Here is a 13,263-nt window from a genome sequence, read left to right on the forward strand (position 1 = left end):
TGGGAAAGGGGCCGGGCTCATCGCGAGGCCATCCAGGCCTGCGGGTCGATCGGCTCGCCGCCGCGGCGGACCTCGAAATAGAGCGCCGGACTGCCGTGGCCACCGCTCGCCCCCACGGCGCCCAGGGTGTCGCCGCGGGAGACGGCCTGGCCGACGTCGACGCCGAAGTGCTGCAGGTGGGCGTGGAGGGTCATCACCTGGTCGCCGTGGTCGACGATCAGCAGGTTGCCGAAGCCGCGCATCCAGTCGGCGAACACCACCCGGCCGGCGTGGACGGCTCGCACCGGGGTGCCTTCGGCGGCACGGATCAGCATGCCGTTGCGGTGTACGCCGTCGCCGCGCCGGAAGCGCGAGGCGACCTGCCCCTGCACCGGCCAGGGCAGGTCGCCCCGGGTCTGTTCGATGGCCGTGGACGGCGGCGGGCGCTGCAGCCGGGCGAGCTCCTCCTGCACCTCGCGCAGCACTCGCTCGGCGTGGGCACGATCCTGGTTGAGGTCCTCCATGCGTGCCTGTTCGCTGGCGTAGCGATTGTCGAGTTCGGCGACCAGGGCGGCACGCTCCGCCATGCGCCGGGCCAGCTCGGCGCTGCGGTCGGCGAGCTCCGCGGCCAGGGCCTCGAGGCGCGCACCGCGGGCCTCGAGCTCGCGATGGTTGTCGGCCAGCGCCGCGTCGAGGCGCGAGAGTTCGTCGAGGCGCTCGTTGCGGGCCCTGGCCAGGTGGTTGAGGTAGTGCTGCAGGCGGTCGAGCCGGGCCGGGTCGTCCTGGTTGAGCAGTAGCTTGAGCTGGGGGGTGAGGCCGAGGCGGTAGAGAGCGTCGAGCTGGGCGTTAAGCGCCTCGACCTGGTCGGCGCGTTCGGCCTCGAGGCCGCCACGCCGGCTCTCGAGGGCATCGATCTCGCCGGTGAGCTCGCGGCGCTCGGCCTGCAGGGCGTCGAGGCGACGATGGGTCTCGGCCAGCGCCGTTTCCACCTCGCGCAACGCGCGACCGGCGTCGTCACGAGCCTCGCGGGTGGTGGTCAGGCGCCGGGAGAGGCCCTGGATCTCCTCGCCGATGGCGTCGAGCCGCTCCCGGGCGGCTTGCTCGCTGGGCCGGGCGGCCAACGGCGAGGCCAGGCAGAGCGCCAGCAGCAGTACGCCGAGTGTCGCGACACCTCTTGCCATCCGCTGGCCTCCCGTCGCGTGGTATCAGCCGAAGTCGATCAGCACCCGGCCGGTCATCTCCTCGGGAATCGGCTGGTCCATCAGGGTCAGCAGGGTGGGGGCGATGTCGCACAGGCGGCCGTCGTCATGGAGCCGCGCCGGACGGGGGCCGACATAGATCAGCGGCACGTCGAAGGTGGTATGGGCGGTCTGGGCGACGCCGGTCTCGGGGTTGACCATCTGCTCGGCGTTGCCGTGGTCGGCGGTGACCAGGCAGGCGCCGCCGGCACGCTGGATCGCCTCCACCACCCGGCCGACGCAGGCATCGACGGCCTCGATGGCGGCCACCGCGGCGTCGAACTTGCCGGTATGGCCGACCATGTCACCGTTGGCATAGTTGCAGACGATCAGGTCGTAGGCGCCCGAGTCGATCGCCTCGACCAGGCGGTCGGTCACCTCGACGGCGCTCATCTCCGGCTTCTCGTCGTAGGTCTTCACCTCCTGGGGCGAGGGCACCAGCACCCGGGTCTCGCCATCGTACTCGGCCTCGCGGCCGCCGGAGAAGAAGAAGGTGACGTGGGCGTACTTCTCGGTCTCGGCAATGCGCAGCTGGGTCAGGCCGCGCTTCTCCATCACCTCGCCCAGGGTGTTGGTCAACTCGGCCGGGGGGAAGGCGGACGGGGCGGGGATGTCGGCGGCGTACTGGGTCAGCGTCACCAGGCCATCGGCGGCGAGGCGTGGGCGGGCCCGGCGCTCGAAGCCGCTGAAGTCGTCCTCGACGAAGGCCCGTGTCAACTCGCGGGCGCGGTCGGCGCGGAAGTTCATGAAGATGGCGGCGTCACCGTCCTCCATCGCCACCGGCACGCCGTTCGGGCGGATGCTGGTGGCGGTGACGAACTCGTCGGTCTCGTCCCGCTCGTAGGCGGCGCGCAGGCCGACCTCGGCGCTCATCGCCTCGAACTCGCCGGTGCCTTCGGTGATCAGGCGGTAGGCCTTCTCGACGCGGTCCCAACGGTTGTCGCGGTCCATGGCGAAGTAGCGGCCGATGAGCGAGGCGACAAAGCCGTTGTCGGCGCCGACCAGTTCGGCGAGGCGCTCGTTGACGCGCTCGATGGAGGCCAGGGCGCTCTTGGGCGGCATGTCGCGGCCGTCGAGGAAGCCGTGGACGACGATGCGCCGGGCGCCGCGGCGGGCGGCCAGCTCGGCCATGGCGAGGAAGTGCTCCTCGTGGCTGTGCACGCCGCCCGGCGAGAGCAGGCCCAGCAGGTGCACTGCCTTGCCGGCCGCCACGGCGGCATCGATGGGCGAGGTGAGGGCCTCGATGGCGTCCAGCTCGCCGTCCTCGATCGCCTTGGTGATACGGGTGAAGTCCTGATAGACGATGCGTCCGGCGCCCAGGTTCATGTGACCGACTTCCGAGTTGCCCATCTGGCCGTCCGGGAGCCCCACGTAGCGGCCGTCGGTGTGGATCAGGGTGGCGGGGTGCTCCTGCTGCAGGCGGTCCATCACCGGAGTGCGGGCGGCCAGCACGGCGTTGTGCTCGGCGTCGGGGTTGTGGCCGTAGCCGTCGAGGATGATCAGCGCCACCGGGCGGGGAGCGGAGGTCGAAGCGTCGGTCATGGGGGGAGGGCCTCTTGTTGGATGGCGACGCCGCGACGATCGCGGAGGCAATCATCGGGGTCGCGACTTGGTTCTGCTTGCGGCATCATATCGTACGGCGGCGCCGGACGTCATGGTCGCCGCCCGCCGGCCGCGGCTTCGTGTATACTGGGCGCCGCCCGACGGCAGGCCCGCGCGCCATGCCGGTTTCCACCCCATCATGCACCGAGAAAGAGTGTTCCGGACCCATGATCGATCAGCTGTTCGAATTCGTGCAGAATCACCCGCTGCTGGTGGGTGCCTTCCTGCTGGTGTTGACCGCCTGGATCGCCTACGAGGTCCGCAACAGCGCCGCCAGCGGCGTGACCTCCAGCCAGGCCACCCAGCTGATCAACCGTGAGGATGCGGTGGTGCTCGACATCCGTGAAGCGGGTGATTTCAAGGCCGGCCATATCGCCGGCGCGCGCAACATTCCCCAGAGCAAGCTCGACAACCGCCTGGGCGAGCTCGACAAGTTCAAGGACAAGCCGATCATCGTGGCCTGCAAGCATGGCCAGAGTTCCGGCATCGCCCTGGCCAAGCTGACCAAGGCCGGTTTCGAGCGGGCGGTCAAACTCAAGGGTGGCATGGCGCAGTGGCAGGCCGACGGCCTCCCCGTGGTCAAGAAGTAACCACGCCACCCACCTTTCTTCCTTCGTTCACCGTTTCAGAGGACCTTTCCCATGGCGGAAGAGAACAACCAGAACGCCGGCGCGGCCGCCGGCCAGCAGGACAAGCCGCAGCTGCAGTTCGCCCTGCAGCGCATCTATGTCAAGGACATCTCCTTCGAGGCCCCCAATTCACCGACGGTGTTCCAGCAGCCGTTCAAACCCAAGGTCGGCCTCGACCTGAACACCTCCAGCCAGCAGGTCGGTGACGGCCTCTACGAGGTGGTGGTCAAGGTCACTGCGCAGGTGACCCACAGCGAGGAGGGTACCACCTCCTTCCTGGCCGAGATCGAACAGGCCGGCCTGTTCCGCATTTCCGGCATCGAGGGAGCGCAGCTCGACCACACCCTGGGCGCCTTCTGCCCCAACGTGCTCTTCCCGTATGCCCGCGAGTGCATCGACAACCTGGTCAACCGCGGTGGCTTCCCGCCGCTGATGCTGGCGCCGGTCAACTTCGAGGCGATCTACGCTCAGAAGAAGAAGCGCGAGGCCGAGCAGGCCCAGCAGTCGGGTGAGCAGGCGACCCAGTAAGGGCAAGGGCGGCTGTCGATGAAGAGCGAGGCCAAGGCCTTGGCAAGAGCCCCGCGCATCCATGTCGCCGCCGACCTCATCGTCGACGGCGACGTGGTCCTGCCCGATGGTCCCGCCCATCACGTGGCCCGGGTGCTGCGGCTGGGCGAGGGCGCGCCGCTGGTGCTCTTCGATGGCCGCGGCCGCGAGGCCAGGGCGGTGCTGGTCGAAGCCGGGCGCAAGCGGGTGGTGGCGCGCGTCGAGGCCATCGAGGCCGGTCGCGGCGAGTCGCCGCTGACGGTGCACCTGGGCCAGGCGATCTCCAAGGGCGATCGCATGGACTACGCCATCCAGAAGGCCGTGGAGCTGGGCGTGGCAGGGATCACCCCGCTCTACACCGAGCACGGTGACGTACGCCTCAAGGGCGTGCGCGAGACGAAGAAGCTCGCCCACTGGCAGGCGGTGGCCGCCAGCGCCTGCGAGCAGTGCGGTCGCGCCACCCTGCCGCCGGTCCACCCCCCCCTCGTCCTGACCGACTGGCTCGCCGATCGCGCCGAGGCCCTGCGCCTGGTGCTGCACCCCGGTACCGCCGGCGCCCTGGAGCGCGCCGACACCCCCACCAGCGCCGCCCTGCTGATCGGCCCCGAGGGCGGCCTGTCCGCTGCCGAGGTCGAGGCCGCCCTGGCCACCGGCTTCTCCCCCCTCTCGCTGGGCCCGCGCATCCTGCGCACCGAAACCGCCCCGGTGGTGGCGCTCTCGCTGCTGCAGCATCGCTTCGGGGATCTGTGACAGTCAGAAGGTGATGAACTCACCGGGCGGCTTTCCGATGCGGTTGCAACCGCCGGAGCAAGGCGTGAGCGGTGGGTCAACTCCGGGACGGCTCCATCGCGGCCTCGTCGAAGCGGTCGACCCGCCGCAGCGGGGCGAAGACCCGCAGCCACACGCCGACCACCGCCAGGGTGCCGAGCCCGCCGATCACCGCCGCCGGCACCACGCCGACCCAGGCCGCCATGCTGCCGGCGCGAAACTCGCCGAGCTCGTTGGAGGAGCCGATGAACAGCATGTTGACGGCGTTGACCCGGCCGCGCATCTCGTCCGGGGTGGCCAGCTGGATCAGGGTCATGCGCACGTAGACGCTGATCATGTCGGCGGCGCCGGCGACCAGCATCGCGGCCAGCGACACCCAGAACAGCGTCGATAGGGCGAACACCAGGTTGGCGACGCCGAACACCGCCACCGCAGCGAACATCACCGCCCCGGCGTGGCGCCGGATGCCACGCACCCCCAGGTAGAGCCCCATCAGCAGGGCGCCGACGGCGATGGCGCTGCGCAGCGCGCCCAGGCCCTCGGGGCCCACGTGCAGCACCTCCTGAGCGTAGATCGGCAGCAGCGCCACCACGCCGCCGAGCAGCACCGCGAACAGGTCCAGCGAGATGGCGCCGAGGATGATCGGCTGGTGGCGGATATAGCCGATGCCGGCGGTGAAGCGTCGCCAGGCGGTGGCCTCGAGCGTTCTGGCGGCCTCGACATGGTGGATCGGCACCGCTACCAGCAGCGCCAGGGCCGCCACGAAGCCCCCCAGGCACACTCCATAGGCCAGGCTGCCGCCCACCGCGTAGAGAATGCCCCCGAGCAGCGGGCCGCCGATCACCGCGATCTTCATGATCGAGCTGTTGAGCGCGATGGCCTGGGCGAGCTGCGCGCGGGGTACGATGTTCGGCAGCAGGCTCTGCAGGGTCGGCCCGGTGAAGGCCCGGGCGCAGCCGAACAGCGCCAGCACGGCATAGTAGAGTGTCACCTCGCCGCAGGCGGCCGAGAGTGCCAGCAGCAGGGCGCTGCACAGCCCCTGCACGGCCCAACTGAGCTGCAGGATACGCCGGCGCGGGAAGCGGTCGACCAGATCGCCGGCGGGCAGCAGCAACAGCACCATGGGCAGGAACTGCGCCAGGCCCACATAGGCCAGCGACATGGGATCGCGGGTGATGGCGTAGACCTGCCAGGCCACCACCACGGCCTGGATCTGCATGGCGAAGACCGCCGCCAGCCGCGACAGCAGGAAGCTCAGGAAGCCGGGCTGGCGGTGCAGCGGGACGAGGCCGTTGGCGGAGCCTTGGGAGGTGGCGTCGGATCGCATGGGCCTGCCGGATGACGAATCGAAGTTCGATTCTAGCCGCTCGGCATGCCATCTTCATTCGGCTAATGAGTAGCCCGCTAAAAAAATCGCTCCGCGGGCGTTGCGGTCATTGCTCGGCGAGGACCTTGGCCTTGGTGGTGCGGTAGACGCTGTCGAGGTGGGCGAGCATGGCGCGCTCGGCGGCATCGGGGTCACCGCGTTTCAATGCCTCGACGATATGTCGATGCTCCTGATAGCTGCGCTCGATGGCGCCCTCCTCCACCATGACCTGGCGACGGATGTTCAGGCCATAGGCGTAGAGCTCCTCGGCATAGCGCAGCAGGATCTCGTTGCCGGCGTACTCCGAGATCAGCTTGTGGAAGTTCTGGTCGGAGAGCTGGAAGTGCACCGGTGAGTCGAACAGCCGACTCTGCGCCTCGAGCAGGCGCTCCAGTCCGTCGATGCCCTTGGCGTCGATGTTGATAGCGGCGCGCCGGGCAATGGCCGCCTCCACCACGATGCGACTCTCGAAGACGCTGTCCACGTCGAAGCGATTCATCTCGCGAGTGGCGCCTTCCGAATGAGCGGAACGAAACCGCGTCAGCGCCGCTTCGTCAGCGCGGATGCGCGTCTTGCTGCCATGCGACACGCTGATCAGTCCATAGGCAGTGAGCTGGGAGAGTGCCCCACGCACGGTCTCCCGGCTGACCCCGAACAGCTGGGCCAGCTCACGCTCGCTGGGCAGCTCATCTCCGTCCCGCAGCAGTCCGGTAAGGATCATATCGGTCAGCTTGTCGGACAAGATGTCCTTCTTGGTCCGGTTCTTGAGCGTCTTCTCGAAGGCGAATGCCGGGTTGTTCATGGCCCACTCCTTTGCTACTGGTCTAGATAATAGACCAAAACAGCGCCAGACTCCATATACGGCACCGGCCGCTTACGACAAAGGTCTAGCCTGCCCAGTTCTGACTTGACGCCGCGTCTCAGTGGAGACTAAGTTCTGACTCTACTGGTACGGTTAACCAACCACCAGACCAGTGAACCACCACCGATTACAATCAAGGAGTGCATCATGCTCAAGAAGCTGCTCGGCCTTTCCGCCCTCTCACTGGCCATCGCCAGCACCCATGCGCAAGCGGACAAGATCGTCTTCGCGATCGGCGGCACACCCAACAGCCTGCAGGGGCAGACCGCCCAGGAGTTTAGTGATCGCCTTCAGGAACGCCTCGGCGATGCACATCAGGTGGAGTACTACCACAGTGGCCAGCTGGGTGACGAGCGGCAGCTCATCCAGAAGCTGCGACTGGGGACCGTAGACCTCGCCGCCATCTCCTCGATCATGTCCTCCGTCTCCCCCGAATTCGCCCTGTTCGATATGCCGTTCCTGGTCAAGGATCGTGACCACCTGAAGCGCATTGATCGCGAGATCATCATGCAGGACCTCGCCCAGAGCGCCGATGAGAAAGGGTTGAACATCATTTCCACCTGGGAGAATGGCTTTCGCCATATCACCAACAGCAAGAGACCGATCAGTGTGCCGGCCGACCTGGAAGGCCTGAAGCTCCGCACGCCGCAGAGCGAGTGGCGCACACTGATGTTCGAGACCTGGGGCGCCAACCCGACGCCCATGGCCTTCTCCGAGGTCTTCGTCGGCCTGCAGACCGGCGTGGTCGATGGCCAGGAGAACCCGCTCAGCAATATCAACGGGGCCAAGTTCCAGGAAGTCCAGGACTACCTCTCGCTGTCCAACCACGTCTATTCGCCGATCTGGCTGACCGCCGGCAAGAGCGGCTGGGGGAAACTGCCCGAAGAGGTCCGTACCGCCATCGCCGAGGTCGCCGCGGAGACCCAGGACTGGGCACTGGCCAAGGGCGCGGAACTCGATGACTCGCTCCTCGAAACCATGCGCGGGGAAGGCATGGAGGTCAATCGGGTGGATCGAGATGCCTTCGTCGAGGCCAGCAACCCCGTCTACGCAGAATTCGCCGAAAAGGTAGAGGGAGGCCAGGAACTCGTCGACCGCGCCATGGCACTGGCCGAGGAGTAACACAAGATGTCATCCCGTTCGGGCGCCGTCGAGGCGCCCTTCCCCACGAAATCGCAGGAGGACCACGCCATGAGCTCACTGGCTCGTGTCAATCTGCTGCTGGAACGGCTGTTGGAGGTGCTGACCGTGTTCCTCCTGCTGGCGTTGACCACCATCGTCATCTCCGCGGTGGGCTTTCGCATGGTGGGCAACTCGTTCTCCTGGTACGACGAGGTCGCCTCCATCGGCCTGGCTTGGCTGAGTTTCTATGGAGCGAACCTGGCCGCCCTCAAACGGAACCACATGGGCTTTCCCGGCCTGGTCAGCCGCGCGCCGGCTGTCCTTCGCACCACCTTGTTTATCTTCTCGGAAGTCATTGTGATCGGCTTCTTCCTGGTCATCGCCTACTACGGCTACCTCGTCCTCGACATCCTGGCCTGGGACAGTCTGGTTTCCCTGCCTTGGATCGGACTCGAAGTGACCCAGTCGGTGATCCCGATCAGTGCCGTGCTGTTCATCCTCTGTGAACTGCTCAGCATGCCCATGGCCTGGCGCAAGATGCGCGGCGGTGTGAACAGCGAAGCGGAAGAGATCGAAGCCGCCATCCGGCAAGCCGAGGCAGACCTCAAGGAGCACCGCGCATGACTCTCCTGATCATCATCGCCGCTCTCTTCGCCCTGGTATTGATCAACGTCCCGATCGCCGTTGCTATCGGCGTGGTGGGCGTGGTCGGCGTCTACCTGAACATGGGCCCCGACGCCTTGGTCAATGTGCCGCTGACGCTGTTCAACGGTGCCACCAAGTTTCCCCTGATCGCCATTCCGCTCTTTATCTTCGCCGGGGCGCTGATGAACACCTCGGGCATCTCCATTCGCCTGATCAATCTGGTCACCGCTATCGTCGGCTTCGTGCGGGGCGGGTTGGCAATGGTCAATGTCGGGGTCTCGCTGTTCTTCGCCGAGATCTCCGGCTCGGCCGTCGCCGACGTGGCGGCTACTGGCTCGGTGCTGATCCCGGAGATGAAGCGCCGCAAGTACAACCCGAACTTCACTGCCGCCATCACCTCTTCCTCGGCGTCGCTGGCGATCATCATCCCGCCGTCGCTGTCGATGATCCTGTACGGCGCCATCGCCGACACGTCCATCGTCAAGCTGTTCGTCGCCGGCATCGTGCCCGGGCTGATCGGCGCTGCCGGTCTGGCCGGCGCCTGCTACTACTACGCGGTGAAGTATGACCTGCCCCGTGAGGATTCCTTCTCGCTCAGCACCCTGCGCAAGGCATTCAGGGAAGCCTTCTGGGCACTGCTGCTGCCGGTGATCATCCTAGGCGGGATCTTCGGTGGCTTCGTCACCGCCACCGAAGGTGCGGGTATCGCGGTACTGGCCGCCCTGCTGATCGGGGGCCTCGTCTACCGCGAACTGAACGTCAAGATCCTCTATCGTGCGGTGATCGAGGGTGTCATCCAGACCGCGGTGGTGATGCTGCTCGTGGCCACCTCTGCAGTACTCGGTCTCTTCCTGACCGAGATGCAACTTCCCCAGCAGCTGGCCAGCGAAATCACCGCCATCACCGAGGATCCGGTCCTGGTGCTGGCCCTGCTCAACGTCCTGCTGCTGCTGCTGGGCATGTTCCTGCACGGGGCCGCGGCCATCATCCTGGTCGTCCCCATCGTCATGCCCCTGGTGCACCAGATCGGCATCGACCCGATCCACTTCGGCCTGATCCTGACCCTCAACCTGGCCATCGGCCAGCAGACGCCGCCGGTCGCCTCGGTGCTGGCCACCTCCTGCTCCATCGCCAAGACCGACATGTGGGAAACCACCAAGACCAACCTGCCGATGATCCTGGTGCTGTTCGTGGTGCTGATGCTGGTCACCTATGTCCCGGCCATTCCCATGACCCTCGTCAACCTCTTCTACTGATATGGAGCCCGAGATGACAGATTCACGCCCCCTGGTCGCCGTCACTCTGGGAGACCCCGCCGGTATCGGCCCGGAGCTGATCGCCAAACTGTTCGCCGAGCCCGCGCTGTTCGATGGCGTCCATACCGTGCTGGTGGGCGACCCCTGGCTGTGGCAGGAAGGTCAACGCGTGGCCGGCCAGTCCCACGACCTGCCCGAAGTCGAGAGCTTTGCCGACGCACGTCAGCATGACGGACCGGTCTTCCTGCCGGTCGACAGCGTGGCCGAAGGCGCCGTCGGCTATGCCGAGGAGACCGCCGCCGCCGGCGCCTCCGTGCTCTCGGTCCTGTCGCGCTGCCTGGACGCTGCCCAGGCCGGCGAGGTCGATGCCATCTGCTTCGCCCCGCTCAACAAGTTCTCGATGAAGAAGGGCGGCCTGGCCCACGAGGACGAGCTGCACTTCTTCGCCGAGCGGCTCGGCGTGACGGGGTACTTCTGCGAGTTCAACACCCTGGGCAACCTCTGGACCTCGCGGATCTCCTCGCATATTCCGCTCAAGGACGCCGCGAGCTACGTGACCCAGGAGCGTATCGTCGCCGCCAGCCGGCTCATTCACGACTCGCTGCAGCTCGCCGGAAATGCCTCGCCGCGGGTCGCGGTGGCGGCCTTCAACCCCCACGGCGGCGAGGGCGGTACCTGCGGCCGCGAGGAGATCGACGTCATCGAGCCCGCCGTGGCGGCCTGCCGGGAGCAGGGCTATCCCATCGACGGGCCCTTCCCCGCCGACACCATCTTCCTCAAGGCCCGCGACGGCGAGTACGACGCCATCGTCACCATGTACCACGACCAGGGCCAGATCGCCATCAAGCTGCTCGGCTTCAAGGAGGGCGTCACCGTCCAGGGTGGCCTGCCGATCCCCATGACCACCCCGGCCCACGGCACCGCCTTCGATATCGCCGGCCAGGGCAAGGCCGACGTCGGCCCGACCCGCAACGCCTTCACCATCGCCCGTCGCATGGGCGAGACCCTCCGCCGACAGCGCCTCGACGCCACCTCTTGACCGACAGTCATTGCAAGGAATCGAACATGAAAATCACCAATGTCCGCACCCGCGTCTTCGAATGGAAGGGCCACACCGTGCCCGCCCAGCCCCACTTCTGCTCCAATGCCATGGACGAGCTGTGGGACAAGAGCGACTCCATGGGCACCTTCCGCTTCCATGGCTGGACCACCGTCGAAATCGAAACCGATAGCGGCCTCGTCGGCCTCGGTAACGTGGCCCTGGCCCCGCGCATCGCCAAGGTGATCATCGACCAGTACCTGGCACCGCTGGTGATCGGACAGGATCCCTTCGACTACGAGTACCTGTGGCAGCGCATGTACCGCGCCACCCACGCCTGGGGCCGCAAGGGCATCGGCATGGCGGCGATCTCCGGCGTCGATATCGCGATCTGGGACGTCATGGGCAAGGCGGTGGGCAAGCCGGTCTTCAAGCTGCTCGGTGGACGTACCAAGGAGAAGATCCCCTGCTACGCCTCCAAGCTGTATCGCACCGACCTGAAATCCATGCAGGAAGAGGCCCAGTCCTACCTCGACCAGGGCTTCACGGCGATGAAGATGCGCTTCGGCTATGGCCCCAAGGACGGCCCGGCCGGCATGCGCGAGAACCTCGACAGCGTCGCCGCGGTGCGCGAGGTGATCGGCGACGACATCGACCTGATGCTCGAGTGCTACATGGGTTGGAACCTGGAGTACGCCAAGCGCATGCTGCCCCGCCTGGAACACTTCCAGCCGCGCTGGCTGGAGGAGCCGGTGCTCGCCGACGACATCGACGGCTACGCCGAGCTCAACCGGCTGACCAGCATCCCGATCTCCGGCGGCGAGCACGAGTTCACCCACTACGGCTTCCGCCAACTGCTGGAGAAGCGCGCCGTGTCGGTGGTGCAGTACGACACCAACCGGGTCGGCGGTATCACCGCCGCGCGCAAGATCAACGCCATCGCCGAATCGTTCAGCGTCCCCGTCATTCCCCATGCCGGCCAGATGCACAACTACCACCTGACCATGTCGACCCTGGCCTCGCCGATGTCGGAATTCTTCCCGGTCCACGACGTGGAGATCGGCAACGAGCTCTTCTACTACCTGTTCAAGGGCGACCCCGAGCCGGAGAACGGCTTCCTCGATCTGGATGATGAGGTGCCGGGGCTCGGCCTGTCGCTCAACGAAGACTACTTCGACCAGTTCCATATCATCGAGTGAGGCCGGACATGCGACTGATCCAGTATCTCGAGGAGGGGCAGCCGCGCGCTGCCCTGGTGGAGAGCGATGTGGCCGTGCGGCCGATTCGCCTCGATGGCGGCATCTACGCCCTGGCGCGCCTGGCCATCGCCAGTGGCCAGACGCTCTCGGCGGTGATCGAGGTTCGCCTCGACGACGTCCCGATCGGCTACCAGTCGCTGATCGACGAACGCCGCCTGCTGCCGCCCTTGACCCACCCCGATCCGGCCCACTGCCGGGTCACCGGTACCGGCCTGACCCACCTGGGCAGTGCCGATACCCGCGACGCCATGCATCAGCAGCAGGCCGCCGCCGAGGAGAGCGAGCTCACCGATTCCATGCGCATGTTCCGGCTCGGCATGGAGGGCGGCAAGCCCGCCCAAGGCCAGGTCGGCGCCCAGCCGGAGTGGTTCTACAAGGGCGACGGCGACTGCGTGGTCGCCCCCGAGGCGGAGATTCCCGTGCCCCATTTCGCCGAGGATGCCGGCGAGGAGCCCGAGCTCGCCGGCCTCTACGTGATCGGTGACGACGGCACTCCCTGGCGGGTCGGTTACGCCATCGGCAACGAGTTCTCCGACCACCTCACCGAGCGCTTCAACTACCTGTGGCTGGCCCACTCCAAGCTGCGCGCCTGCAGCTTCGGCCCGGAGCTGCTCATCGGCGAGCTGCCCGCGCACCTGGAAGGCACCAGCCGTATCGTGCGCGACGGCGAGACGCTGTGGGAGAAGCCCTTCCTCACCGGCGAGGCCAACATGGCCCATAGCCTGGCCAACCTGGAGCACCACCACTTCAAGTATTCGGGTTTCCGTCGCCCCGGCGACGTGCATGTGCACTTCTTCGGCACCGCGACGCTGAGCTTCGCCGACGGCATCCAGACCCGCCACGGCGACCGCTTCGAGATCGCCTTGCCCGCCTTCGGCCGGCCCCTGCGCAATCCGCTGTGTTTCGAAACGAACGAGCCCTCCCCCCGGGTCGAGGCCCTCTGACAGGAGAC

Annotated in this window: 13 protein-coding genes; 9 read left to right on the forward strand and 4 right to left on the reverse strand. The window is 66.9% G+C overall.

Annotated elements, in window-relative coordinates:
- Positions 1–17 precede the first annotated feature (17 nt).
- Together AC5W54_RS01080 and gpmI are read right to left on the reverse strand one after the other, a co-directional pair.
- Positions 18–1,160: a murein hydrolase activator EnvC family protein gene (locus AC5W54_RS01080; protein WP_495960217.1), complete on the reverse strand. Its 1,143-nt coding sequence runs from the start codon at positions 1,158–1,160 to the stop codon at positions 18–20.
- Between the two features lie 24 nt (positions 1,161–1,184).
- Entirely contained in the window at positions 1,185–2,759 is a 1,575-nt protein-coding gene (gene gpmI, locus AC5W54_RS01085; RefSeq protein WP_495960218.1) for a 2,3-bisphosphoglycerate-independent phosphoglycerate mutase, read from the reverse strand.
- A 227-nt stretch (positions 2,760–2,986) separates the two neighbouring features.
- On the opposite strand from gpmI, the gene AC5W54_RS01090 reads away from it, so the two are divergent.
- From AC5W54_RS01090 to AC5W54_RS01100, 3 genes are read left to right on the forward strand one after another with little or no spacing between them, the layout of a single operon-like run.
- Positions 2,987–3,409, forward strand: coding sequence for a rhodanese-like domain-containing protein (locus AC5W54_RS01090; protein WP_495960219.1), 423 nt, complete (start codon positions 2,987–2,989; stop codon positions 3,407–3,409).
- Between the two features lie 51 nt (positions 3,410–3,460).
- Positions 3,461–3,976 (forward strand): protein-export chaperone SecB, encoded by a 516-nt coding sequence (gene secB / locus AC5W54_RS01095; protein WP_495960220.1) that lies wholly within the window; start codon positions 3,461–3,463, stop codon positions 3,974–3,976.
- Between the two features lie 18 nt (positions 3,977–3,994).
- Entirely contained in the window at positions 3,995–4,744 is a 750-nt protein-coding gene (locus AC5W54_RS01100) for a 16S rRNA (uracil(1498)-N(3))-methyltransferase (protein WP_495960221.1), read from the forward strand.
- Positions 4,745–4,820: 76 nt separating this feature from the next.
- On the opposite strand, the gene AC5W54_RS01105 is transcribed toward AC5W54_RS01100, so the two are convergent.
- Both AC5W54_RS01105 and AC5W54_RS01110 read right to left on the reverse strand, forming a co-directional pair.
- On the reverse strand, positions 4,821–6,089 hold the full coding sequence (locus AC5W54_RS01105; RefSeq protein WP_495960222.1) for an MFS transporter: 1,269 nt from the start codon (positions 6,087–6,089) through the stop codon (positions 4,821–4,823).
- A gap of 106 nt (positions 6,090–6,195) precedes the next feature.
- Positions 6,196–6,930 carry a FadR/GntR family transcriptional regulator gene (locus AC5W54_RS01110; RefSeq protein WP_495960223.1) on the reverse strand — a complete coding sequence of 245 codons (735 nt, stop codon included), beginning with the start codon at positions 6,928–6,930 and terminating at the stop codon, positions 6,196–6,198.
- Positions 6,931–7,137: 207 nt separating this feature from the next.
- Between AC5W54_RS01110 and AC5W54_RS01115 the strand changes: the two genes are divergently transcribed.
- From AC5W54_RS01115 to araD1, 6 genes are all read left to right on the forward strand, one after another.
- Entirely contained in the window at positions 7,138–8,112 is a 975-nt protein-coding gene (locus tag AC5W54_RS01115; protein WP_495960224.1) for a TRAP transporter substrate-binding protein, read from the forward strand.
- Positions 8,113–8,181: 69 nt separating this feature from the next.
- Complete coding sequence (locus AC5W54_RS01120) at positions 8,182–8,736, forward strand: TRAP transporter small permease (RefSeq protein WP_495960225.1); 555 nt, start codon at positions 8,182–8,184, stop codon at positions 8,734–8,736.
- Positions 8,733–10,013: a TRAP transporter large permease gene (locus tag AC5W54_RS01125; protein ID WP_495960226.1), complete on the forward strand. Its 1,281-nt coding sequence runs from the start codon at positions 8,733–8,735 to the stop codon at positions 10,011–10,013. The genes AC5W54_RS01120 and AC5W54_RS01125 overlap by 4 nt, the downstream gene beginning before the upstream one ends.
- 13 nt (positions 10,014–10,026) lie before the next feature.
- Positions 10,027–11,052, forward strand: a complete 1,026-nt coding sequence (locus tag AC5W54_RS01130; RefSeq protein WP_495960227.1) for a 4-hydroxythreonine-4-phosphate dehydrogenase PdxA — start codon at positions 10,027–10,029, stop codon at positions 11,050–11,052.
- A 26-nt stretch (positions 11,053–11,078) separates the two neighbouring features.
- On the forward strand, positions 11,079–12,251 hold the full coding sequence (locus AC5W54_RS01135) for an L-rhamnonate dehydratase (protein WP_495960228.1): 1,173 nt from the start codon (positions 11,079–11,081) through the stop codon (positions 12,249–12,251).
- 8 nt (positions 12,252–12,259) lie between these two features.
- Positions 12,260–13,255 carry an AraD1 family protein gene (araD1, locus tag AC5W54_RS01140; protein ID WP_495960229.1) on the forward strand — a complete coding sequence of 332 codons (996 nt, stop codon included), beginning with the start codon at positions 12,260–12,262 and terminating at the stop codon, positions 13,253–13,255.
- Positions 13,256–13,263 lie beyond the last annotated feature (8 nt).

It is taken from the genome of Halomonas sp. LMYGS-3 (assembly GCF_059509875.1).